Here is a 22,981-nt window from a genome sequence, read left to right on the forward strand (position 1 = left end):
ACCGAGAAAGTGAATTGCCCAAATAGCTTCACTCGGATTGATGAACATTATTTCAGAGTGCGTTTGTGTTTATTGTATTGCTTTGTCAGTGACTTCGTTACAAACAGGAAATGTCATGGTGAATACCGCTCCCGTCAAAATATCGCTATGACCAACGGACGCAACGGCCCCATGCTGCTCGCAAATTCTTGACACAATAGACAAACCTAAACCGTGTCCGCTTTTCGCTTTATTTCGCGCTTTGCTGCCGACATAGAACGGCTCGAACAGTTTAGGAAAATGCGTTTCATCGACCCCTGGGCCATCGTCGTGTACCGAAATAGCAAGGGACTGCTGGTCAAAGTCGATGTTAAGCATGATTTTACTGTCCGCGAACTTAATTGCGTTGCGAACTAGGTTATCTAACGCGCGTTTAACAAGTTTTTTGTCTGCATAAAGGTATATATCTTGTGAGGCAACAGGCCTCAGCTCCAGTGTTATCGGGCTCTCTTTTTGCCAACCCTTTAATGCCTCACGCAAAAACGCCTCTACCGGTATTGCCTGGCAAGACAATTCGAGTTGTCGGTTGTCTAACTTGGCGTAATACAATAGCTCATCAACCATTTTCTCCATCTCTTCCGTGTCTTCAACGATGCTGTTTATGGTTTCGAACTGCTCTTTATCCAGTGGAGTATCTTTGAGCATCTCAGCTTGCCATTGGATACGGAAAACGGGTGTACGCAACTCATGGGCTACCGCATTAGTTAACCCTCGATTACTCTCGATGAGGCGATGGATTCGATCTGCCATCACGTTAAACGATCGATTGAGCGTGCCAATCGCTTCTCCACCCGCCGTTTCTGCTCGGGCGGAAAGATCTCCCTGAGCGAAATTCAGCGTCGCTTTCTCAAGCTTTTTGACTCGGCGAAAAATGATCAACATATGTCCCACGCTGTATAGAGCGAAACTGCCAATAAAGAATACCCATATCAAGGCATCTTCCAGCTCTATCTTGCGCCTAACCAGTGTTTCTTCATTCGGTGTGTACTGATAAAGGGTGGACGAACCTTGGATCTTGACCCACAAGTCACGTTCATCATCGTAGTAAATAACTTGGTTGGGATTAAGGCTAAAAAAGTCGCTGACAGGTTTAGGAACACTGTAACCATCAGCGTATAGATTTAAATCGTGACGAGTTGTGTTAGCAAAACTCTGCATAGCCATTTCAGCGGCTTCAATGCCTTGGCTATCGGCAATGGTTTGCAGCATCTGTTGATGCCCTAATGCCTCATAATCTTCTAGCAGAAACTCATAGTCTGTCGTTAGTTGATAAACAGCAATATCGTAGGCAAAAAGACCCACTAAAAAACATGCGCATAATGCAGTTAAAGATTCCAGATAGATTCGTCGCATAAGCGCCTATTTCCCTTATAAATCGCCATCAATACCAAGCGTCAGACGCAAACAAGTAGCCTTTTCCCCGCACAGTCTGAATTTTTTCTGCAGGTGCCGCATCATCACCGAGAAGCTTTCTTAATCGAACGATCTTGTTATCTATCGTTCGGTCAAATCCATCGTACTCAATGCCGCGCAGGGTTTGTGTTAGGACATCACGAGATAAGACTTTGTCTGCGTTGTTCGCCAATATCCACAGCAAGTCAAACTCACTGTCAGTTAACGAGACGGCTTGGCTACCTAACTCACAACGCTTATACGTATTGAGCAATTTCAGCTTACCGAAACTCAACTGATCTTGACTACGCATCGTGGTCACTTCCACGTAACGGCGTAGTAAGCTTCGAATACGCGCAAGCAGCACTCTCGGCTTGATGGGTTTGGTGACATAATCATCCGCGCCTGTCTCCAACCCAGCGACGTGGTCAAAATCATCCTCGCTGGCAGTCAGCATTAAAATCTTACCCGCGAAATGCGCGCGCGTCTGTCGACAAATTGTCAGCCCATCCATGACAGGCAACATCAGATCAAGCAACACCACGTCCGGTTGATGATCGATAATGTACTCTACGGCTTGGCTACCATCGTCTAATGTGGAAACGTTGAACCCTTGGCCTGAGAAGTATCGTGCGAGCATCTGTTGCAGTTTGAGATCATCTTCAACAATAAGCATGGTTTGTTGTGTCATAAATGGATTGCCTACTATGTTTGCTTCTGGCGTCTATTCACCCAGTAATCGGTCGAGAGTCAGACTGACAAAAAGCCAAGAAATTCCCTGCCCAACAAAGATTTGATTTATTTATTATTCATCAGTCTTATCTATTGTAATCATGTGCAATGACAAATCCATACAAGAGCACGACAGCGGCTGACCATTTCCATCGTTACACTGCCTCACATCAATCAAATGGGGAATCACAATGACTAATTACAAACACCTACTGCTTGCTGCACCGCTTATCGTATTGGCTGGCTGTAACTCGAGTTCAAGCTCGAACACCAAAAGCACCGCTCAAGCGAAACCATTAGCAAACTACAACTTCAGTGATTCTGAACTCGCGAGTTTATTGGCAGAACGTCGACCACTGCTTGACTCAATGAGCGTGAATTTTGACGGAACGACTTATAACCGAGTTCGCTACGCGGAAGAATTGGGTGAAGAGCAGCTTGTTATTCGTTTACAAGACAACAGCGATAACGATCTCGATCTGTTTATGACGGCTGAAGATGGCAGTGACTGCGCGGTATATCACGAAGGGGCGCTACTTGATGTTTTTGCGTGTGGCGACGCAACTCAATCAGAATCAGATGACACAACATTGATTCAATCCGTTACCCAGATAGGCAAAAAGCCGATTCAAGTCGAGTTCAATAACGAACTAATTGGGGAGCTATCCAGCATAGGTTCGACCATTTTGACAGCTATCGATGGTAGCGCTGGTGTCGATATTGAAACCTCATTTGCCTTTACTGGGTTCTATAAAGACGCGCTTGGGGTAACGTCTGCCAACGAACGCATTCGTTCAACTTTAGGAGTGACCACCTATCTTGAGCTGGCCGCCATTACTCAGAAATACGCCGGACAGAAAATGGTATTGAAGTTCAATAACGACATTGGGGGCAGCGCAGATGACGATATTAATATGTACACCGGCATGATTATCCACAATCAAGCAATGAAAACCGTTGTTACCCCGACAGGCTCAGTATTCTCTGGTGGTACAGATCTCTTCGCGGCTGGTGAGTCTCGCGTTCTTCAACGCAGCAAAGACGTCGACGATATCGAAACGAATCAACAGATCGGTGTTCATAGCTGGAGTAATGGCAAGCAATCGGCCAAGCAAATCCCTTACACGGACGCTAGCCATCGCAAACAAGCCACCTATTTTAAAACCATGATGGGAGACAAAGGCGTTGATTTTTACCTCTTCACGTTAGACGCGGCACCTTTTAAAGGTGAGCACTGGATCACCAAAGCAGAATCAGATAAGTTCGAGTTCATTACCTCGATTGAGTAATCTCTTTAGAAGTAGAAAACCAAAGCAACGTGACTGACCACGTTGCTTTGGAACTCTCGCTATAAACTCAGTAGCGCTACTCCAACATAAGGTATAACATCAAAACTCAAGTAAAAGGCTGATTGGGTAAAGGGATGGCAATTGAACAAGGTCGTTGGGTGTCAATCCCAGACGGGTTACTGTATTGGGATCCAAACTTTATCTCTAAAAAAGAATCTGACCAGCTGTTTACGACTCTTCATCAAGACATTAAGTGGCGATGTGATCAAATCACCCTGTTTGGCCAACGTCATTTTATTCCCCGCCTACAGTGTTGGTATGGTGATGGGCCTTACTGTTACTCCAATTTAACCATGCAGCCAGAAGCCTGGCTAAATCCACTCATTGAGCTTAAAAGCCGCTGTGAGCAAATCACGGATAGCCCGCTAAACTGCGTTCTCGCCAATCTGTACAGAGATGGTAACGACTCGAATGGTTGGCACGCCGACAACGAACCTGAGCTTGGAGAACAACCCATCATTGCCTCACTAAGCTTCGGAGAAACAAGACGTTTCCACCTCAAACACCGACAAACCAAACAGAAAATCAGCTTCGACCTCACGCCAGGGAGCTTGCTGATCATGGCGGGTGAAACGCAAAAATACTGGCTTCACACCGTACCGAAAACCAAAAAGCCTAAGCAAGCGCGAATAAACCTCACCTATCGATTCCTTCACGCGTAAACCATTGCGACATCACTATCCAGAATAACCGGCATTAATACCATAGGATGAAGCAAAAGGCGGAGACTCGCCTGCCCCATGCAGCCTACACGCAGCCTTTGATCGCGACAAAACGTTCTTGGAACTTTGGTTGTGCACCTTTAGTTTAAGTAAGCGCTAATTTAGCCTTCACAAAACTACGACTTTTTCTACGACTTTACTCATTTATATCAACCTAGTTTCCCACTCTGCCTAGCAACGACACATTTACACTTCAAATAACAACAAACAAAGAGATAACCAAGGTCAATAAAAATGAATTCAAATACACGACCTTTATTTACGCTTGTTACCGTATGTCTACTTATTTTATTTCAACCAAAAGCATGGTCGACACCATTGTCTATGTATTTGCATGGAAGCATAGACGATAAGTGTGAGATTAACTTTAACTATGGCAATGTCATCGACTTAAGCAGCGATAAGTATGAAGAACTGCCTTTCTCATTATATTGCAATCAAGCATTTGGTATTGAGATATCGTCAAGAAATGGTGGACTAAAATTAAATAACGAATCACAGCCATATTTGATGGGTTATTTACTAGAAATCAATATTGATAAAACAAAAGTCAATCAATCATTTGACAGCAAAGAACTACAGCTTACAAGTCAAGTGAACAGTTTTGGTGTTATTCCCTTTTCAACCAAAGGGAGTTTAAAAATAACACTAAATGAAAGCCTGCTTTATGCGGGAGAGTATAGTGACATTGTAGAAATAGATATCTTTCCCTCTATTCACACCGTCACCAAATAAAGGAAGACTACCTTAGGGTAGAAATTAATAGCTCTTAGCTTAGAGCTCAACATGAATGTTACAATCAGAGTTAAAGGAATTTCTTATGAAAAAACTAACGTTTTGTGCAGCTACAGTGACTGCTGTTCTGGCTACTCCAATCCACGCAGCACCGGGTGATGTTCAGCTAGTTGGTTATGTATCACCAGTCTGTGAAGTTACAGGCTTAGCAACTCAACTGCTAGACTTTGGCGCGGTGACTTCGCTGCAAAACGTATCGATTAACCTCGGTATGAAATGTAATGACGTTGACGGTGCAACCGTGAAGTTAACCAGTTCAGAAGGCGGATTGGAATCTGATGACAACGAAGATTTCGCGCTGACCTACACAGCAACGTTCACGCCTGTTGGCCTAGATCCTCTTGTACTTAACGCTCCTGGTGGTCCAGGGTTGAACGATGTCTCCGAAGAAAAATCATACGGCGGCTCGGCATTACTGGCAACTGGCATCGGCGCAACGCTTGATGTCGCAACAACGGAAACTGCCTCTTGGGCAGGCGGTTACTCTGACACACTGACAGTCAACATCACTTCTAACTAGAAGCCAAAGTAGGAAGCCACTTGTTGGCTTCCTTTATCCCCTCATGGAATGATGGAGTTAAGTATGTTTCGATGGATTTTATGCTTTTCAGTCGCTTTATTGTGCAGTAACGTCTATGCCTACCGAGTCGAGCCTATGGTTGCGGAAATGGAGCCGATCGGAAAACGCGCCCAAATGTCGATGCGGATAGATAACACTTCTAAAGATCCTCTTACTGTTGAACTGTACCCACTGGCCATGACCATGGATAAATACGGAAACGAGACCATCACCGCCGCCGACAGTGATCTGCTCGTAATCCCAGTCACTGCGATCATTAAACCCGGGCGCTCGCAAGCGGTCATGATCCGATACCTTGGCGACCCATCTATTTCTCAATCAAAATCTTACCGTATTGCGGTCAAGCAAGTAAAAGTCAATAATTCTGGTACCGACAGCGGACAAATGGGTTTATTGTTTCAGTTTAATACCTTAATTAATGTCCGTCCGAAAAATACCTCTCCTGATCTTGATATAAAAAACATCTCATCCAATGGTAAAAACTGGCTCGTAGAAGTACAAAATTCAGGAAATAGTTATGGTAGGTTATCGAATACAGAGTGGAGCATTACAGATGGCAACCATTCAAGGCATTTAAAAGGTATAGAGATAAGCCAATTGATTGCCGGAACACTTATTTTACCTAAATCAACTCGATTATTTGAGATGACCCCAATTAAAAACTTTGACCTATCTCGTTTAGAAATCGATATAACGAAAGAGGAGTAATATGAAAAATGTTGCTCTTATTTTATTGCTTATTTCCGTCAACACTCATGTTCAAGCTATTGCGTTAACACCAACAATATTAGAATTCAATATTGATGGTTCACAGTCAGCACAAATTGTTGTCACCAATAGTTCGACTGACAAATTGGCCTTGGAAGCAAATATATATAAATTGAGTTTTCTTGAAAGCGGTCTATTAAAAGATAGACAACTAGATAGTGAGAGCCTTATGGTCTTCCCATTAGCTGCGCTACTTAAACCGGGTGAAAAGCAACTCTTTCGCTTGCAATGGACTGCCAATCGTAACTTAATTCAATCAGAAAGCTATTTTGTCCGTTTTAGCCAGATAAACTTTTCTGGTCCTGAACAAACCAATAACAACCTGCAACCCAATATTAAATTTCAGCTTCATTACAATGCAGTTGTACACGTTTATACAGAAAGCCACCGCCCTAACGTCAGTATGACGGTGGCGCCAGACGGTGCCGTTGTAGTAGAAAACACCGGCAGTCGTTTTAGCTACACTAGTTTGCTTCGCTTTCATCCGACTAGCGAAGTGGGAGAAGTGACTTGGAGCTCGCTGATTGGAGAGCACTTTATTCCCCCGAATTCAAGGCTAGAGCTGTCGACATCACATCCACTACCAAGCGGTGAATATGATGGCCGCACTCCTTAAAAAAGCTACAAGTTATGTGCTTAAGCTCAGTCTTACAATGGCCATGACTTTTACTTACGTGACCAGCCCTTGGGCTGAAGAAACCACCGTCACACTCAACCCAACAGGACGAGATATCGAACTCGTTTCGTTGTTGAAAGTCAGTGATTCTGTGCTTGGCGAAGCCATGATCACCATCACAGCAAACAACCAAGTTAGATTACCTAAGGAAAGTACCCTAGCTCTGCTGAAGGAGTTTGTCTCTTCCAGTAATTTGCAGCGTTTATCAACAAACAGTCAGAGCACCTATCTAACAGCCAAAGATTTTACAGCAGCCGGATTAGACCTCAACTTTGATATGTCGACCTTAGAGTGCATCATTTTTATCCCTTACGATGCCAGCCGAACTCGACAATTATCACTGGATCAAAATGCCGATTATGCAAATTACGTCGAACCTGAATGGATATCGGGTTATTTAAATATTAGCGTTGGAGGCTCAACTACTCAATCAATCGATACGCAGCGACAGCGCAGCGAGCAGTATTACACTAGGCTCGACTCTGGTTTTAACCTCGGCAATGTCAATCTAGAGTATGAAGGTGCCCTTGAAGGAGGTTCGAGCAATAACACTCAATATTTACGTGACGGCACAAGGTTAAATATCGACTTTGCTTCTCAGGGGACACGTTTGGTCGTTGGCGATATGTATAATAGCGGCAAGCTGCTACAAGATGCGATCGACATCCTTGGAGTCGGTCTCACTCGTGACTTCACTCTCATCCCAACCCGAAACGTAAGACCGAAAGCAACTCAAACGTTTACCTTGCAACGCACGTCTAGTGTCGATGTGGTCATCGACGGAGTGGTTGTCCAAAGGCTCACACTCGGTGCCGGCAGCTATAACCTGAATGATATTCCTCTCGCTCAAGGTAATAACGATGTTGAGCTAATAATCACCGACTCAACCGGACAGGAAGAGCGCGTCCAGTTTTCAGTCGCTACAGGCAACGATCTTCTCGACAGCGGAGAGTTCGAGTACAGCGTGATGTACGGCGTACCGAGTGAACGAAAGCAGCAAGAAATCCATTACCTTACAGAGCAAAAGGTGCTCCATGGCTATCTGGATATCGGGGTCACCCCTTGGCTAACTTTGGGTGTCAACGGCCAATCTCGAGAACAATTGTATCAATATGGTGGCAATTCGCTGATCGCTTCCTCGATTGGAATTACTGAACTATCTGCCAATAAAAGCACCCACCCTACACTTGGTGACGGCCACGCCTACCGGGTCGCCTTTGATGCCGAGTTTGATGACAATAACCCACTCAGACCACAGCTAAGTCTGATTTACGAATATCAATCCAAGCATTTTTCTGGTATCCGAGACTTTGAATTAGATGAGTCGCCACTCAACAATATCCCCCACTATGCATCGGTATTTGGCTCTTTTTATCTGTGGGATAGCCTACGCGCAGCATTGTCCGTCAATTACAGCAAAAGCATCGATGGCAGTAGCGATTATCTCTCGCTAAGTCCCAGTTTGTCCGGCCCATTTTTCGCTACGCCAGCAAGTTGGAGCGCACGTGTGAACTACCGGGATAACCGCCACAAAGAAGACGACTGGGGGACGACCCTAACGCTCAGTTGGCCATTTGGTAAAACCACTCGAGTGGTGAGCCGCTATGCGAGTCAAGTAGACCAAGCCTCCATTGACTATACCTACCAAAAGAACATTGGTAATACTGGGGGAGTTTCTGCTTTTGCTTCTATAGCGCGAGACAGAGATGTCGACTCCAGCTTAGATATGGGCATCAACTACACGGGCAATCGTTTTATTGCCATTGCTGATCATACAACGCGAGTCGAGGACTTTAACCAAGACAACCGCAGTCACACCAGCCGCCTTGAGCTCAGTAGCTCGGTTGCGTTTGCCGGGTCACAGGTGACCATTGGCCGCCCAGTGAGAGAAGCGTTTGCGATTGTGACTAAGCACGATAGCTTAGCAGACAATCGTCTGGCTGTTGATCATTCAAGTGATGGAGCTTCAGCTCGAGTCTACAGTGAGGGCAATCGCAACGCGCTTGTCCCCGACTTGGTCGCTTACAACAGTCGCTTGTTGACCTATGATGTCGATGACCTCCCACCAGGCTATGACTTAGGTGACGGCGCATTCTGGCTAAACCCCGGCTACAAACGCGGCTATGTTCTGCAAGTCGGGTCTGATGCGGTACTGACCATAATTGGCACACTCATCGACAACCGCTCTAAGCAACCCATACCTCTTGTAGCGGGATATGCCATTTATTTAGGCGAACAATCTCAAGAGCCAATCGAGTTCTTTACTAATCGCAACGGGCTTTTTGCGATTTCAGGCTTGCGCCCAGGTGAATACAAACTCGAATTAAACAACGCGCAGAAACAGTCAGTGACACTCTCTGTTGATTCTCGAAATGAAGTCTTAATTAGACTAGGAGAACTGTATGTGGATTAGATATTTACTTGCAAGTAGCACACTGTTACTTGCCTTACCAAGTTGGGCAGCGTGCAATGCCTCTGCTTTAAATTTAGATGTGGTTTCACAACAACAAAACTACGACATCCTGACCAACGGCAACTACACACTAACCAACACCTACCAGCTGAGCACTCAGTTTAGCGGTTCGGGTTGCACACTCGTGGTGATGTTAGAAACAGAGGATGGCGACCGGGCGCTAAAAAACACCAACAATCACGGCTTGAAGTTTGATTGGTACGGTAGAAATGGAGTTCAAAAGGCCAATCAATGGCATGTCACCCTAAACGACGATACCCCTTCTGTCACCTTTCAGTTGCGTTACCCGTCACTTCAATGGCTTAATTCGGGGCGTTATCAAGCCGACATAGAAGCCTCTGTGGTTACAGGGAACTTAAACAATTTAGCCAACCTAGCGCCGAGGCGACTTAGTCTTGAAGTGAACGTTCTGCCAGTGACGAAAATTCAATTCTATGGCTTAGCGCAATCTCACTACGACTTAGACATGGGCACCCTATACAGTAATAAAGTTATTCGCAGCGCTCCCAAACTGTGGGTACGAACCAATACGGGTTACACCGTAACGATAGAATCAAGCCATCAGGGCAACCTACGTCATCAATCAAACAATCCGCAGTGGGATATCCTCTACGCGCTACTTTTTGACGACAAGCAGATCGACCTAAGGCAATCACAGGCCCATATTCATCGTCACTCCCCGACTTCAGGCAGCTCAATTCCGCTCCAATTTGAGATTGGTGCAACCGAGAACAAACCGGGGGGTGAATACAGCGATACACTACAGATTTCAATAGAACCACAGCTTTCTCAATCGCCCTAGCGCGTCTTAAAAATGAGATAGAAAAAACAAGTCTCGATAGTGAGACAGCATAATGCTAGCGGCGCCCTCAACGCTGAACTAGTGTGATTACAAAAATATCAGTTTGAGGTTGGTTATGGTACAGAATACGCGTAGCAGTGGTAACAAACTGGATGTTGTTTTAGTCGGGGACAACTGTATTCAAACTCAGTTTATTCGCCGAGAAATAGAAAAGCATGGCAAGTACAAATTGACCCGTCGCGGTTTACAAGAATTTTATCTCCGCGGTGAGCAATTCTCCGAATCGGCCAATATATTACTTGTCTCGTATCGGCTGTTGAAACTGACTGCGAATAAATCATGCGACCTTTTCCGTATATTAACCACCAGCCTTATTGTCTATGACGTTCCTCATGGAGATGCGGATCTCGAGTTAACCAGTTACGCTCATTTAAAAGGCATCCTGTATCAAGACGCGCCAATCGAGCATCTGCTACGCAGCTTAGAGGCGGTGGAGCAAGGGGATCTTTGGCTACCGCGAAAGCTCATGGTCAAAATGCTCAGCGACATTCGTCCTTATGCACTGACCTATCAAGATATCAACACCACCTTAACCAAACGAGAGCAACAAACTCTTGAACGCTTGGTACAAGGTCAATCTAACTTAGAAATCGCCGAAGCCCTGTTCGTCGCCGAAAGCACGGTGAAAACTCATGTCTACAAGCTGTTTAAGAAGCTCAACGTGCGTTGTCGTAAAGAGGCGATCCACAAAGTATCCAGCCAATACTTTGAAAGACCAGAGCAATGAACCGCTCCGCGATTTTGCCTGTGTGACCACCTCACGCAGGCCAGCAGCAAAGTGACTGAAAAAAATGAGGCTTACGGATACTCATTTTCGGTTCAGTTTGCTAAGGTCTACTCATTAGAAACAAGCGTTTATACGGATATGAGTATGCGAGTAATTCTGGCCATAATCTTGGGTTGGCTGACCATCACCTCTTTCTCTTTTGCAGAAGAAAAGTATTCAGAGAGCGATATTCTTGATCGCCCGCTCGTTGAGCGCTACATCCTTGATGAGCTGAAATCACTGCGCCAAGATCAGCAAGATCTCGAAAAGCGATTGGTCATTCAAATCACCGATCGCGAACTTGATGTCGCGGATAAGTCCCTCAACTACGCCAATGTCACCGTCACGTATTTCTTTTACATCATTGCCGGTGTCGCTTCTTTGATCGCCTTCGTCGGCTGGCAATCGCTCAACGAATTTAAAAGCAATACTAAGGAAATGGCCGACAAACGCCTAGAAGGTATCGCCGCAGAGTACGAGAAAAAGTTCAGCGCCTTGGAGCGGGATTTGAAGCGTAAAACCCGCATCATCAGCGAAAACAACAAAGAGATTGAGCGAATCAATGAAATCCACAACCTCTGGCTTCGTGCGCAAAGTATGCCAACCGCTGAGCAGCGTATAGATGTCTATGATGAAATCTTGACCATTCGCCCAGGAGACCTTGAAGCGTTGACCTACAAAGCGGATGCAGCAATGGAAATCAAAGAATACAACTGGGCGCTGAGCTTGTGTAACCGAGTGCTTGAACTCGATACCACCAACGGTCCAGCCTTATATCAGCGTGCTTGTGCCTATTCCCGTTTGGGGGTTGAAGAACAAGCCATTGAAGATCTAGAACGAGCGATTGAAGCCACTCCGTCCATTAAAGAATTGATTGCGACCGAGCCAGACTTGGAAGGGCTGCATGGTAACCCTCACTTCGACAGCATATTGCCGCAGGTGCAGGATTAATCAAAAAGAGCTGGCGTTAGCCAGCTCTTTTCTTTATTAGCCACTCAATCGAGTGAATAGCGATAAAAAACCACCCCTTTAGAACTCTGTTGCGGCGCAAAACCAAGCTTGGTGAGTAAATTCGAAGACGCCGTATTACTCACCTCCACGCCGCCAATCAACACTTTCCACTCATCCCGCGTTTGCGCGTAAGAAATAAAACGTTGCAGAAGCTCAAAAGCATACCCTTTACGCCAGTGAGCTTTGCCCAGCAAGTAGCCTATGTGCACCTCTCCTGCTGGGTCTGGAGACACAAATAGAAAACCCATCAAATCATCACCGTGCTTTTGTCGTACGAGAAACAGTTCACTCTCACTGAGCATTCTGTCCAACCAACGCACAGCCTTTGCCTCTGAATCAATCGCGTGAAAATAAGGCGGTAAATTCTCTACCACATCCGCTTCAAGTAAACTTGGGATCTGCGCGATGAGCTGCGCTTTGCTCGCATCTGAAACGGAATGAACAAGTCGCTCCAACAGTAATCTTTCACTCGTGAACTGGGTCATAACGTCGCTTCTTATGGTCACTCAACTTATTACCAGTGTGCTTGTTAAAGAGGCCATGTGCAATAATTCACCGAACCTTCATCGCCCTCTCACCGAATTTTGACGAAAATGCACTCAGTTTCATTATCATTTTGACACGCCTCCGAATCGTAAGGAAACCAAGATGAAACGTACATTGCTCATAATCGCAGCCGCAAGCCTCGCTCTTGCTGGTTGTCAGGACGAACAAAGCAGCGCAGCCTTGTCATCGAGTGACACGGCGACGCCGCAAGAGACCGCGCCCCAACCCACAGGTGAACATACGGCAAACAACTCGCTTGATTGGAATGGCACTTATGTAGGTATTCTCCCTTGTGCCGATTGCTCCGGAATTGAAACGCGTATTAGCCTTAATCATGATGACAGCTACCAAATTGAACAAACCTACTTAGGTAAGCAAGATGGCTACTTTATCTCACAGGGGCAACTGAGTTGGAATGAAGCGGGAAACACCGTCATTCTGGAGCAGGAGTCGGGAGCGAATCAATATTTCGTCGGTGAGAACGTCTTGTTCAAGCTGGATATTAACGGTCAGCGAGTTGAAGGTGATCTTGCTCAGCACTATCAATTGAAAAAGCAGTAGCCAAGACGGCAAACTGTCGTTTCATTTTTCTTTTCAGCGCTCTATGATGTGAGATAACTCATGAACATCATTGCTGTAAACAAACATGAAAAAGCTCACCATCTTAGATGGCGGAATGGGGCGTGAACTAAAACGAGTCGGCGCCCCTTTCTCGCAACCCCTATGGAGCGCCCAAGCTCTGATTGAATCACCGCAGCATGTTGCGGATGTCCACCAAAGTTTTATTGATGCCGGTGCTGAAATCATCATTACCAATGCCTACGCCTGTGTTCCCTTTCACCTTGGCGAGCAACTCTATCAGTCACAGGGGCACCAACTGGCTGAAACTGCAGTCCAAATCGCTCGCACCACCGCCGAACTCGGTTCAACTCCGACTCTGGTTGCTGGCTGTATTCCTCCAGCCATGGGCAGTTATCGCCCTGATTTATTCGATGTAGAACAAGCCACACCCATTCTGCAAACGCTGATTGCAGCACAAGAGCCTTACATCGATGTTTGGATGGTTGAAACATTGGCTTCTATCGAAGAGTTTGAAGTGAACCATCGATTACTAAGCCACAGTCAAAAGCCAGCTTATTATGCCTTTACTTTAGATGATGAACCTGAAGGTAACGCTTTGCTGCGTTCAGGAGAAACCGTCACTCAAACCGCCAAACGCGTTGCGACTCTTGGCGCTTCCGGCATGCTGTTCAACTGCTCGATTCCTGAAGTTCTCGAGCAAGCCATCGTAGATGCTAAGAAAGTGTTTGATGATCGTAATATCGACATCGAACTGGGCGCTTACGCCAATAACTTCGAAGTGATTGACACCAGCCACCAGGCAAACGATGAGTTGCAAGCGATGCGCTCACTTACCACAGACGAGTATCTACAATTTGCCAAGCGTTGGTATGACGCAGGCGCGACCATCATTGGCGGCTGCTGTGGAATTGGGCCCGAGTATATTAAAACACTGGCCGAGTGGAAGGCCGCTTTAGCTGATTAGTGGAAACGGTTCAGGCAATAAAAAAAGGAGCCGTACTGGCTCCTTCTTTCATTATGAATTCTTACTGCGAATCATACGACGCAAACGAGAACGTCTTTCTGCCGCCCCCTGGTTAGAATCGCTTGGGTTGTTTTGACGTGTCTTACGGTTTTTAAATGCTGGTTTAGAGTGCATCTTCTCTAGCAAGGCATCACGGTTCTTAGGCTCATAGCCTTCTAGCTCTTTACGGTAAATACGCTGACCAATCAGCATTTCTACTTGTTGTAGCGTCAGCTCTTCATCACGGTTCACAAAAGAGACCGCGTTACCACGTTGCCCTGCGCGACCAGTACGACCAATGCGGTGCACATAATCTTCCGCTAGGAATGGCATATCGAAGTTAACCACATGCGGCAGGTTCTGAATGTCTAGACCACGCGCAGCAACATCTGTCGCAATCATGACGCGCGCTTTGCCTGATTTGAACTCGTCCAAAGCGCGGCGGCGTGCACTTTGCGCCTTATCACCATGACAAAGCACCGCTTTAATGCCATCCAATTTCAGCTCTTTTACCAGCTCATTTGCGGTTTCTTTGTAGTTCACAAACACCAGTACTTGTTGCCAGTTCTTACGACCAATCAGTTCTGAAAGCAGTTCGCGTTTTCGCTCTTGCTCTACTGGATACACAACGTGAGCGACGGTTTCAGCCGTTGCATTTTCACGCGCAACCGATACACGCTTTGGCTGGCGTAAGATCTTGGTTGCAAGCGTATTCATTTGCGCAGAGAAAGTGGCTGAAAATAGCATTGTTTGTGGTTTAGTAGCCACTCCAGACATGATGTTCTCGATGGCAGAAATAAAGCCCATGTCCAACATGCGGTCTGCTTCGTCGAACACAAGAAACTCAAGGTTTACAAGAGAGACGTTGTTTAGATCCATGTGTTCAATCAAGCGGCCTGGGGTTGCGACCAGCACATCCACACCGGCTTCCAGAGCCTTCTGCTGAGAAGACATTTTTGCACCACCGTAGATGGCGACCGTCTTGATCTCAGTGTACTTAGTGTAATCTTGAATATTGGTTGCGATCTGCGCTGCCAGTTCACGAGTTGGTGCAAGAATGACTGCACGAGCCTGATGACGTTGACGAGGCTTAGCATTGTCTAGAATGTTTTGCACAATAGGTAAGGCAAACGCGGCGGTTTTACCGGTACCGGTTTGCGCATTAGCAAGAATGTCATGCCCTTTACGTGCGAAAGGAATCGCCTTTTGCTGTACTGGGGTCAGTTTTTCATAACCACATTCAGTAAGCGCTTTCACGATCTCGGGAGAAAAGTTTTGTGATGCAAATGACATATCTTGTTCCTAAAACTAACGGCTAATTCAAAGCATAACCAAAATTACGGTCGCAGATTATAGAGCAATAATGCCTATATTGGGGAGTTATTTTAAATTTAGTCAATCTAGCGGCGAATTTGCCAACACTGTGCAAGCATATTTCGTCGGATAAAAGCCAAAAAGAGCCCGCAACCGGGCTCTTGATAAGCGTTTGATTTAAATGTTTGGCCGCGTTGTTTCTTGTGCTGAAGGCGGTAAGTGCGGCAATGTCACACTCGGCTGCTCACCAGTTAGTGACTTCAAAAACTCGGTGATTTTGCCTGACTCATCCTTGGTCAGCTTCTGGCCAAGTTGCAGATCCGCCATCATCGCCACAGCTTCTTCAAGATCCCATACAGAACCATCGTGGAAGTACGGATAGGTCAACTCAATGTTACGCAAGGTAGGCACTTTGAAAACGAACTTGTCGAACTCGTTCCCAGTGATTGCCTTACGCCCTACGTCCGGGTTGTCGGTCGCAAACGGTTTCACTAGGCCCATTTTCTGATACATCTGACCACCTGCTAACGGCCCGCTATGACAGGCGGTGCACCCCTTATCTTTGAACAGCTGATAGCCTTCGACCTGAACCTTAGTTAATGCACTATCGTCGCCCTTCAACCACAAATCAAACGGTGCGTTTGGCGTACGTAGCGTTTGTTCAAACGTCGCGATCGCATCGGTGACCTCATCGATTGTGATGGTATCGACGCCGTACGCGGATTTGAACATCGTCTGATATTGAGGGATCGAGCGAAGCGTATCCACCGCTAAGTCGTGGCTAAAGGCCATTTCCAACGGGTTTTCGATCGGTCCTGCTGCTTGCTCTTTGAGGTCTTTTGCTCGACCATTCCAGAATTGAACAAAGTTCAAGTCAGAGTTAAACACCGTGGGCGAGTTAATGGGGCCAATTGCCCATTTGTGGCCGATTGAGCTGGGTAGGTTATCCACCCCACCCTTAGCAAGGTTGTGGCATGAGTTACAAGAGATGGTGTTTGACGCCGATAAACGCGGCTCAAACCAAAGCGTTTTACCCAGATCCACTTTCTTTTGGTCTAGCCCGACAATCGGTTCTATAGCTTGGATCGGCTCGCTGGACTGACGCTCTGCATAAGCCGAAAACGATAGGGCTGAGAGAATACTCACTGCAATCAATTTTTTCATGATGGCTTCCTTTCAAGTGACAATGAATCTCACTAGGTTGGCGCAATTTCTATTTGATGCGCTCTGGAAGTCACGGTAATGGAATTGAATTTCGCGTTAAAACGCAAAAAATCGATGGTTTTTATGGCAAAAATCGATGTTAAAAGCGCTGTTTTTTTGTACACGCCGCGTCATAAAGGCTTGCTCATTCGCATTCACAAACCCGTAACATTTTAGTTAACAAACTTATCGACGCTTGATTTGATTTATATCAAAAGTGTCAATAAATGACATCGATTGACTAACGGTGATGCCCTTTTCACCAGCCTAGTCCGCAAACTAAAAAAACCAGTAAACCAATGCAAATCATTAGTTTACTGGCCTTTATAAAGGTGAAACTTAAGTTTAGGTAAAGCGAGTTATTTAGGCAACTCGTGCAACCGCATCTTTGACCAACTCACCGAGTTCATCCCATTTACCCTCGTCAATCAAGGAAGTCGGTACCATCCAAGTGCCGCCGCACGCTAACACCGAAGAAACAGACAGGTACGCATCAAGGTTAGACAGACTGACACCACCCGTAGGCATAAACTGCACTGGATACACCGCCGACATGGCTTTTAACATGGCGACGCCACCGGAAGGCTCCGCAGGGAAGAACTTCAAAGTCCGCAGTCCCATTTCCATCGCCTGCTCAACCAGGCTTGGGTTATTCACACCCGGGACAATAGGCACCGATTTATCGATACAATATTGCACCGTGCGAGGATTAAAGCCTGGGCTAACAATAAAATCGGCCCCTGCAGCTACAGCTTGGTCAACCTGCTCGTTGGTCAACACAGTACCGGCGCCGATCAACATTTCAGGAAAGGCCGCTCTCATAGCCGCCATTGCTTGCGCAGCGCACTCGGTACGAAAAGTAATCTCGGCACACGGCAGTCCATTTTCAACCAACACTCGACCAAGCGGCACGGCGTCCTCTACCTTATTGATTGCAATCACAGGAACCACTTTTAAGTCGGCGAGTTGGGTATTTAAACACGTCATAGATTGGTACTCATTCGCTACTACGTCGTTGGGATAGCAACGATTTCAATTGGATAATGAATCTGACCATACCACAGCTAAAACGCCCTATCTCACTCTTTGGTCTAACTTTACTACCTCTATCGCTGAATTCGGTTCAGTTGAACCACCAGCGACTCTCGGCGTAAATCTAGAATTTCATCAATGAGTCTCTCTTTGGCATCAATACCGAAATGCTTGGCGTAATTCTTAATCTTGTTTACTTCATCGGGCGCCAGTCGATACACATCCTGTTTAAGACGTGCTTCTACTTCACTTTTAATCAACCCTTGTTGCTGTAACAACTTGATGATGGGCTCATCTGCTGGATGTACTGCTTTAGTCATGCAACCTCAGATAAATAATCAACTCGGTTATCTCAGGTTGCACACCTTAATCAGCAATAGTGACAGTTTCATGTCAACGCCGCTTCCGCTGTCTCCGATTGGCTAAGTCGTTTAAACAATGAGACTTTTATCTTCAATCGTCGGAGATCCTGTTAGCATAGCGATCAATTTAGCGAGCTTAGCTCTCAGCTCTCTTCTATCGACAATCATGTCGATTGCACCGCGTTCCAACATAAACTCACTGCACTGAAAATCGTCAGGCAGTTTTTCTCGTACCGTTTGCTCAATCACTCGGCGCCCAGCAAAACCGGCGATGGCTTCAGGCTCAGCAACGATGATATCGCCTAACATGGCTAAACTGGCTGAAACGCCACCTAAGGTTGGGTTAGTCAAAACAGAAACATAGGGCAGCTTAGCGTCAGCAAGTTGCTTCAACGCGGCGCTGACCTTAGCCATTTGCATCAAGGCCATAAGTGACTCCTGCATTCTGGCACCACCACTGGTGGCGAAACACACCAAGGCGCAATTCGATGCTATCGCGCTATCTACAGCGCGCACAAAGCGCGCCCCCGCCACAGAGCCCATGGAACCAGCCATAAAAGAAAAATCGAATGCGCAAGCCACAATAGGCATGCCGTAGAGTTGTCCCTTTAACACGACCACGGCTTCACTTTCACCTGTCTGCTTCTTTGCTTGCGTCAAACGATCTTTGTAGCGCTTATTGTCTTTGAAATTGAGCGGATCTTGCGCCTCTAACTCTGCACCCAACTCACTCTGCCCATCTTGATCGAGAAACTGCGTTAGTCGCTCTCGCGCTCCAATGCGCAGGTGATGACTGCACTTAGGGCAAACCTGCTGATTTTGCTCTAGCGCTAATCGATATACAGTTTGCTCACAGGCTGGACATTGCACCCAAACTCCATCGGGGACTCGACGTTTAGTGCTGCCGATTAACCGGTTGCGATCCAGTAGTTTCTCTAACCAACTCATTCCACTCTCCCTCATCACCTTCTTACATTGATAATCCCAAATATGATTTCAATAAATCTCTAGCCGTGACTAAAAGAGATTAAGCACCACCTAAGCCACTGTAATTTAGTTATTGTCGGTGACGCAAATGAAGAGATAAAGTGCTACGCTTGGAATTAATAATCCAAATTATTGGGATAATCATGATTAACCAGATTGAGCAAGTATGGCTGGCGAGCTTTCACTGCGTGTTTCAAAATCGCAGCTTTAAACTCGCCGCAGAGCAAATGAACTTACCCAGCTCAAATGTCAGCCGGCACATCGCACTACTTGAAGAAAAGTTAAATACAAAGCTGTTTGAACGCACGACTCGTCGCGTCTCTCCGACTCAAGCGGGAGAGCAGCTTTATCACTCCACTCACTCTTTGCTCAATCAGCTTAATCAAGCGCTAGAAGAGATGTCTGAGCTGACCCAGACCCTATCTGGTGAGCTCAGAATCGTCATGCCTGATTCACCCATACTGGCCAATGCTTTGGTGTCGTTTTGCAACAACAACCCTGCCATATCATTGAGCTGTGAAACCAGTTTAAATGCCAAACAAGAGTGGCTCGAACAGTTTGATGTGGTTCTCAGCTTTCAACGAGGAAAACTGACAGACAGTACTTGGGTAGCTAATGAAATCGCTCGCTGGCCCAGTGTTGTAGTTGCAACACCTAAACTGCTCGCTACCACCACGCCGCCGACTTGCTTAGCTGACCTAAATCGTGTTCCCTGCATTACTAGCCTGACGGCGCTTAATGGCACACCTTGGGTCTTTCAGCACCCGGATGGTCACTTTATTAGCCAAAGAGTGCAATCTACGTTTAAAGTGAACAGCGGCTATCTCGCCAAGTCTGCGGCAATGGCCAGCATTGGCTTTGCCATTCTTCCCCGGTCAATGTGTGAACAAGAACTCGCGCAAGACGTATTGCGTGTGGTTGAGTTAGAGCACCCACCCGCAGATTTAGTGCTTTACGCCTTTCATGCCGCCAAAACGCATCTCCCGAGAAAGGTGGCACTTTTGGTCGAGCACTTAAAACATTGTGCTGAGGCCTTGAGTTAGCACAACAAACCAATAGAAGCGAAAAAGCCCCAGAGCCAAACGGAGCTGGGGCTATCGGTATTCGCGACAATCAAATCTTAAAGAATGCGACTTCCTGTTTCAGGTGATTCGATAATTGAGCGAGTTTTTGACTGGCAACCTGGTTATTTTCCATAGAATGGATCGATTCATTCGACATACTGGAGATTTGATCCATCGCCACAACCAACTCACTAACCACTTGAACTTGCTCTTGCGTAGCTACCACGATGTCACGAACTCGACTCAGTGAGTCTTGTGCTTGCTGCTCTATGTTTATCAGCAATTGACTCGCCTCTTCGGTGTTCTTTTGGCACGCTTCCACTTGCGGTTGAGTATTTTCCATCGCTGATACACTGGCCGAGGTTTGTGACTGAACTTCCTTGAGCATGGTTTCAATTTGAGTTGTCGCTTCACCCGTGCGCTTGGCAAGGTTACGAACTTCTTCCGCAACCACAGCAAAACCTCGTCCGGACTCACCCGCTCGCGCAGCTTCGATCGCCGCATTCAACGCCAATAAGTTGGTTTGCTCGGAGATCTCGCTGATCATATTGACGATGCCACCAATGTCCTTGGTTTTCGCTTCCAGCAGCTTCACTTGCTCGACGGTACCATTTACCGCCGCTGTCACTGACTGCATTTGTTCAGCCACAGCAGAAATTCGTTGGCGGCCATCTCGGGCATTTTCTGAAGTGTTGACTGAGTTCTGCTCGGATAAGTTAACGATTTGGGCTATTTCATCAATACTGGCATGCATACTTTCTAATCGTGTTGCCATCTGCTCGGTTAACGACGCTTGCTGCTGCGCCGAATCAAACACCGAACTGGAGCCTCGTGACACTTCTTCCACCTGTTCAACCAGTTGGTCCGATGCACCACGAATATTGCGGACAATATTACTTAGCTTATCGGACATCAGCGAGAGTGAGTGTAAAATACTACCGGCTTCATTACTCTGATTGTCTTGGTTCAATTCGCCTTCCGCCATGCACTGAATGGCGTCTTGTGCGACATAAGGCTCTCCGCCAAGTGACAAACGGAAGCTGCGTTCGATGATAAAGCCAACAACCAGAGAGATAAGCAAGGCAACCCCACTGAGTGCCAACATCAGCTCTTGGAAACCACTTGCTTGATCACGTGCGACAGGGGTCAGTTGTTGGTTGAGGGACTCTTGATAGTCAATAAACTCGTTGATGGCAGCGAGCCAAGCTGAGAAATTGGGACGGACTTGATCGAGCAATAACATGGTGACATCTTCACCACGTTCTTTCTTAGCGATAACCTGCTCAACCAAAGGCAAAGTGCGGGATTGGATCTGATCGATACGTGACAAGATATCGCGTTCTTGGCTAGTGAAAAGTACACCTTGCGTCATCATCTTCTGCATGTTGCTTTCAGATTCTTGGTAGAAACGTTCGAGACGGCGAATCTCTTGCTCAAAGGCATTCATTTCTGACATATCACGCGCGGCGGCCACATCTCGGATCGCAATAGCTCGATCGTGTACACTGCCTCGATAATTGATGGCGTAGCGCTGCTTGACAGAGTTGATGTCTGTCACTTCAGATAAGGTCATATCAATAAAATTGACCTTTTGAATTCCGACAACGGTCAGCACTGCCATCAGCGCAACTAAGGTTCCAAAACCTAACGCTAAACGTGTTCTGACTTTTAATTGAGCAAGGTACTGCATTGGAAGCTCCTGGTAGCAAGCGAGAGTGTAGAGGCAACGGCTTTGGTTGCCTGATTATCAATTGTTGTTTGCGATAAGACCTAGACCTGTCGAATGAAGGAAATATTGCGTTATGGCTTGTTTATTTTATCAAACCGCCTTGAAACCAAGACTTCCTCACACAATCAACAGAATATCTCCGGTATAGCCGCCAGTGGCCACGCAGTTTCATTGTGGCAAAACCACAAAGGTAGGGCTAATCGCTATGGTCAATTTCTTTGATAGGTAATTTGCGATCAAAGCCGCCTCCGTTGGACGGCTTAAAGACAAGTAGGAAACCTTATAAAACGCGCAAGCATTGCTCGGGAGGCAAGCTTAGAAGTGTATTCGCAAAATTAATTTTCTCGTCGCGCCATCTTGCCAAAGCTTGCTGGCTATCTTGAGATTGGCGATCAGCCTCGAAGTAACTCTGCGTTGGCAGTCCATTGGCTGGGGTCATGACCATAGATTGTTCATTCACTCGAATGGTGAACAGGAACTGGCCACGTTGGCCGGACTGCGCCGCTGGGTGGCTTAACGTAGTATCACAACAATAACGACGATCACGTAAAGCGCGGCAGGTATATTCAAAAGCGTCTTGAGTCCCGCGTCCGGGAAACGCGGTGTAAATGCTGATACCGTCTCGCTGCAAGGCAAGATCACCCGCAGCCAATTGGACGGCGTACTGCATCATTCTAAACCCAAGCACGACCCCACCAACACTGTTTAAACCACTGAATTGGATTGCGCCTTCAAGGTCCAGTTTAAGACGATCTTCACCTTCATAGAGGAATAAATCGGGCGAAGCCCAGTCACTTTTAGGAATAAGCAGTTGTGTGATATCAGAATGTTCCATTTTGGTCTCCGCGACAGAAAAAGTTAACTCGACCAAAATATAGTAATGAGAATTATTATCAATTAATTTTTCATCAAAAACGGACATTAGACATGGCGCTAGGCTCGCACTCATCATTAGAGAAAGGGAAATCTCAATACAGGGCACGAGCCTAGTTAG

The 22,981-nt window shown here is 46.4% G+C and carries 23 protein-coding genes; 13 read left to right on the forward strand and 10 right to left on the reverse strand.

Annotated elements, in window-relative coordinates; translation table 11 throughout:
- Positions 1–69: 69 nt before the first annotated feature.
- Both RH45_RS09540 and RH45_RS09545 read right to left on the reverse strand, forming a co-directional pair.
- Positions 70–1,392, reverse strand: coding sequence for an ATP-binding protein (locus RH45_RS09540; protein WP_008076527.1), 1,323 nt, complete (start codon positions 1,390–1,392; stop codon positions 70–72).
- 28 nt (positions 1,393–1,420) lie between these two features.
- Positions 1,421–2,122: a response regulator transcription factor gene (locus RH45_RS09545; RefSeq protein WP_008076528.1), complete on the reverse strand. Its 702-nt coding sequence runs from the start codon at positions 2,120–2,122 to the stop codon at positions 1,421–1,423.
- A gap of 232 nt (positions 2,123–2,354) precedes the next feature.
- Here RH45_RS09545 and RH45_RS09550 point away from each other — a divergent pair, with 232 nt between their 5' ends.
- The 10 genes from RH45_RS09550 (at position 2,355) to RH45_RS09595 (ending at position 12,105) form a co-directional block, all read left to right on the forward strand.
- Positions 2,355–3,452, forward strand: coding sequence for a hypothetical protein (locus RH45_RS09550; RefSeq protein WP_008076529.1), 1,098 nt, complete (start codon positions 2,355–2,357; stop codon positions 3,450–3,452).
- 134 nt (positions 3,453–3,586) lie between these two features.
- Positions 3,587–4,174, forward strand: a complete 588-nt coding sequence (locus RH45_RS09555) for an alpha-ketoglutarate-dependent dioxygenase AlkB family protein (protein ID WP_008076530.1) — start codon at positions 3,587–3,589, stop codon at positions 4,172–4,174.
- Positions 4,175–4,468: 294 nt separating this feature from the next.
- The gene (locus tag RH45_RS09560) at positions 4,469–4,969 is read left to right on the forward strand and encodes a hypothetical protein (RefSeq protein ID WP_008076531.1); all 501 of its coding nucleotides are present in this window, start codon (positions 4,469–4,471) and stop codon (positions 4,967–4,969) included.
- 85 nt (positions 4,970–5,054) lie between these two features.
- Entirely contained in the window at positions 5,055–5,549 is a 495-nt protein-coding gene (locus tag RH45_RS09565) for a hypothetical protein (protein ID WP_008076532.1), read from the forward strand.
- A gap of 48 nt (positions 5,550–5,597) precedes the next feature.
- Positions 5,598–6,317 carry a fimbrial biogenesis chaperone gene (locus RH45_RS09570; protein ID WP_039958431.1) on the forward strand — a complete coding sequence of 240 codons (720 nt, stop codon included), beginning with the start codon at positions 5,598–5,600 and terminating at the stop codon, positions 6,315–6,317.
- A 1-nt stretch (position 6,318) separates the two neighbouring features.
- Positions 6,319–6,993 carry a fimbrial biogenesis chaperone gene (locus RH45_RS09575; protein WP_008076535.1) on the forward strand — a complete coding sequence of 225 codons (675 nt, stop codon included), beginning with the start codon at positions 6,319–6,321 and terminating at the stop codon, positions 6,991–6,993.
- A 43-nt stretch (positions 6,994–7,036) separates the two neighbouring features.
- Entirely contained in the window at positions 7,037–9,466 is a 2,430-nt protein-coding gene (locus RH45_RS09580; protein ID WP_167310294.1) for a fimbria/pilus outer membrane usher protein, read from the forward strand.
- Positions 9,456–10,328 (forward strand): hypothetical protein, encoded by an 873-nt coding sequence (locus RH45_RS09585; RefSeq protein WP_008076539.1) that lies wholly within the window; start codon positions 9,456–9,458, stop codon positions 10,326–10,328. Before RH45_RS09580 ends, RH45_RS09585 begins: the two co-directional genes overlap by 11 nt.
- Before the next feature lie 115 nt (positions 10,329–10,443).
- Positions 10,444–11,115 (forward strand): response regulator transcription factor, encoded by a 672-nt coding sequence (locus tag RH45_RS09590; RefSeq protein ID WP_008076541.1) that lies wholly within the window; start codon positions 10,444–10,446, stop codon positions 11,113–11,115.
- Between the two features lie 144 nt (positions 11,116–11,259).
- Positions 11,260–12,105: a tetratricopeptide repeat protein gene (locus RH45_RS09595; RefSeq protein WP_008076543.1), complete on the forward strand. Its 846-nt coding sequence runs from the start codon at positions 11,260–11,262 to the stop codon at positions 12,103–12,105.
- A 44-nt stretch (positions 12,106–12,149) separates the two neighbouring features.
- Here RH45_RS09595 and RH45_RS09600 read toward each other — a convergent pair whose 3' ends face one another.
- Positions 12,150–12,650, reverse strand: coding sequence for a GNAT family N-acetyltransferase (locus tag RH45_RS09600; protein WP_008076545.1), 501 nt, complete (start codon positions 12,648–12,650; stop codon positions 12,150–12,152).
- Positions 12,651–12,813: 163 nt separating this feature from the next.
- Between RH45_RS09600 and RH45_RS09605 the strand changes: the two genes are divergently transcribed.
- Positions 12,814–13,272 carry a copper resistance protein NlpE gene (locus RH45_RS09605; protein WP_008076546.1) on the forward strand — a complete coding sequence of 153 codons (459 nt, stop codon included), beginning with the start codon at positions 12,814–12,816 and terminating at the stop codon, positions 13,270–13,272.
- Positions 13,273–13,357: 85 nt separating this feature from the next.
- Positions 13,358–14,257: a homocysteine S-methyltransferase family protein gene (locus RH45_RS09610; RefSeq protein ID WP_008076550.1), complete on the forward strand. Its 900-nt coding sequence runs from the start codon at positions 13,358–13,360 to the stop codon at positions 14,255–14,257.
- A 51-nt stretch (positions 14,258–14,308) separates the two neighbouring features.
- Here RH45_RS09610 and RH45_RS09615 read toward each other — a convergent pair whose 3' ends face one another.
- The 5 genes from RH45_RS09615 to accD all read right to left on the reverse strand — a co-directional run bounded on the left by RH45_RS09615 (position 14,309) and on the right by accD (position 19,155).
- Positions 14,309–15,589 (reverse strand): DEAD/DEAH box helicase, encoded by a 1,281-nt coding sequence (locus RH45_RS09615; RefSeq protein ID WP_008076551.1) that lies wholly within the window; start codon positions 15,587–15,589, stop codon positions 14,309–14,311.
- 198 nt (positions 15,590–15,787) lie between these two features.
- On the reverse strand, positions 15,788–16,774 hold the full coding sequence (locus tag RH45_RS09620) for a cytochrome-c peroxidase (protein WP_008076552.1): 987 nt from the start codon (positions 16,772–16,774) through the stop codon (positions 15,788–15,790).
- A gap of 402 nt (positions 16,775–17,176) precedes the next feature.
- Entirely contained in the window at positions 17,177–17,800 is a 624-nt protein-coding gene (locus RH45_RS09625) for a bifunctional 4-hydroxy-2-oxoglutarate aldolase/2-dehydro-3-deoxy-phosphogluconate aldolase (RefSeq protein WP_008076555.1), read from the reverse strand.
- A 119-nt stretch (positions 17,801–17,919) separates the two neighbouring features.
- Positions 17,920–18,165 (reverse strand): hypothetical protein, encoded by a 246-nt coding sequence (locus RH45_RS09630; RefSeq protein ID WP_008076557.1) that lies wholly within the window; start codon positions 18,163–18,165, stop codon positions 17,920–17,922.
- A 111-nt stretch (positions 18,166–18,276) separates the two neighbouring features.
- The gene (gene accD / locus RH45_RS09635; RefSeq protein WP_008076558.1) at positions 18,277–19,155 is read right to left on the reverse strand and encodes an acetyl-CoA carboxylase, carboxyltransferase subunit beta; all 879 of its coding nucleotides are present in this window, start codon (positions 19,153–19,155) and stop codon (positions 18,277–18,279) included.
- A gap of 182 nt (positions 19,156–19,337) precedes the next feature.
- Between accD and RH45_RS09640 the strand changes: the two genes are divergently transcribed.
- Positions 19,338–20,237, forward strand: a complete 900-nt coding sequence (locus tag RH45_RS09640; RefSeq protein WP_008076560.1) for a LysR family transcriptional regulator — start codon at positions 19,338–19,340, stop codon at positions 20,235–20,237.
- A gap of 70 nt (positions 20,238–20,307) precedes the next feature.
- Here the strand turns inward: RH45_RS09640 and RH45_RS09645 are convergent, their stop codons facing one another.
- Together RH45_RS09645 and RH45_RS09650 are read right to left on the reverse strand one after the other, a co-directional pair.
- Positions 20,308–21,948, reverse strand: coding sequence for a methyl-accepting chemotaxis protein (locus RH45_RS09645; RefSeq protein WP_008076562.1), 1,641 nt, complete (start codon positions 21,946–21,948; stop codon positions 20,308–20,310).
- Positions 21,949–22,267: 319 nt separating this feature from the next.
- A complete protein-coding gene (locus RH45_RS09650) occupies positions 22,268–22,822 on the reverse strand; it encodes a hypothetical protein (protein WP_039958462.1) in 555 nt (184 codons plus the stop codon).
- Positions 22,823–22,981 lie beyond the last annotated feature (159 nt).

It is taken from the genome of Vibrio sinaloensis DSM 21326, assembly GCF_000189275.1.
Taxonomy (GTDB): domain Bacteria; phylum Pseudomonadota; class Gammaproteobacteria; order Enterobacterales; family Vibrionaceae; genus Vibrio; species Vibrio sinaloensis.

What these genes read in the sequence shown, in the direction of transcription:
- RH45_RS09630 (WP_008076557.1), bottom strand. Translation starts at nt 18,165, where the DNA reads ATGACTAAAGCAGTACATCCAGCAGATGAGCCCATCATCAAGTTGTTA.
- accD (WP_008076558.1), bottom strand. Translation starts at nt 19,155, where the DNA reads ATGAGTTGGTTAGAGAAACTACTGGATCGCAACCGGTTAATCGGCAGC.
- RH45_RS09540 (WP_008076527.1), bottom strand. Translation starts at nt 1,392, where the DNA reads ATGCGACGAATCTATCTGGAATCTTTAACTGCATTATGCGCATGTTTT.
- RH45_RS09600 (WP_008076545.1), bottom strand. Translation starts at nt 12,650, where the DNA reads ATGACCCAGTTCACGAGTGAAAGATTACTGTTGGAGCGACTTGTTCAT.
- RH45_RS09650 (WP_039958462.1), bottom strand. Translation starts at nt 22,822, where the DNA reads ATGGAACATTCTGATATCACACAACTGCTTATTCCTAAAAGTGACTGG.
- RH45_RS09605 (WP_008076546.1), top strand. Translation starts at nt 12,814, where the DNA reads ATGAAACGTACATTGCTCATAATCGCAGCCGCAAGCCTCGCTCTTGCT.
- RH45_RS09545 (WP_008076528.1), bottom strand. Translation starts at nt 2,122, where the DNA reads ATGACACAACAAACCATGCTTATTGTTGAAGATGATCTCAAACTGCAA.
- RH45_RS09580 (WP_167310294.1), top strand. Translation starts at nt 7,037, where the DNA reads ATGACTTTTACTTACGTGACCAGCCCTTGGGCTGAAGAAACCACCGTC.
- RH45_RS09625 (WP_008076555.1), bottom strand. Translation starts at nt 17,800, where the DNA reads ATGACGTGTTTAAATACCCAACTCGCCGACTTAAAAGTGGTTCCTGTG.
- RH45_RS09640 (WP_008076560.1), top strand. Translation starts at nt 19,338, where the DNA reads ATGATTAACCAGATTGAGCAAGTATGGCTGGCGAGCTTTCACTGCGTG.
- RH45_RS09645 (WP_008076562.1), bottom strand. Translation starts at nt 21,948, where the DNA reads ATGCAGTACCTTGCTCAATTAAAAGTCAGAACACGTTTAGCGTTAGGT.
- RH45_RS09575 (WP_008076535.1), top strand. Translation starts at nt 6,319, where the DNA reads ATGAAAAATGTTGCTCTTATTTTATTGCTTATTTCCGTCAACACTCAT.
- RH45_RS09565 (WP_008076532.1), top strand. Translation starts at nt 5,055, where the DNA reads ATGAAAAAACTAACGTTTTGTGCAGCTACAGTGACTGCTGTTCTGGCT.
- RH45_RS09615 (WP_008076551.1), bottom strand. Translation starts at nt 15,589, where the DNA reads ATGTCATTTGCATCACAAAACTTTTCTCCCGAGATCGTGAAAGCGCTT.
- RH45_RS09585 (WP_008076539.1), top strand. Translation starts at nt 9,456, where the DNA reads ATGTGGATTAGATATTTACTTGCAAGTAGCACACTGTTACTTGCCTTA.
- RH45_RS09610 (WP_008076550.1), top strand. Translation starts at nt 13,358, where the DNA reads ATGAAAAAGCTCACCATCTTAGATGGCGGAATGGGGCGTGAACTAAAA.
- RH45_RS09560 (WP_008076531.1), top strand. Translation starts at nt 4,469, where the DNA reads ATGAATTCAAATACACGACCTTTATTTACGCTTGTTACCGTATGTCTA.
- RH45_RS09550 (WP_008076529.1), top strand. Translation starts at nt 2,355, where the DNA reads ATGACTAATTACAAACACCTACTGCTTGCTGCACCGCTTATCGTATTG.
- RH45_RS09595 (WP_008076543.1), top strand. Translation starts at nt 11,260, where the DNA reads ATGCGAGTAATTCTGGCCATAATCTTGGGTTGGCTGACCATCACCTCT.
- RH45_RS09590 (WP_008076541.1), top strand. Translation starts at nt 10,444, where the DNA reads ATGGTACAGAATACGCGTAGCAGTGGTAACAAACTGGATGTTGTTTTA.
- RH45_RS09570 (WP_039958431.1), top strand. Translation starts at nt 5,598, where the DNA reads ATGATGGAGTTAAGTATGTTTCGATGGATTTTATGCTTTTCAGTCGCT.
- RH45_RS09620 (WP_008076552.1), bottom strand. Translation starts at nt 16,774, where the DNA reads ATGAAAAAATTGATTGCAGTGAGTATTCTCTCAGCCCTATCGTTTTCG.
- RH45_RS09555 (WP_008076530.1), top strand. Translation starts at nt 3,587, where the DNA reads ATGGCAATTGAACAAGGTCGTTGGGTGTCAATCCCAGACGGGTTACTG.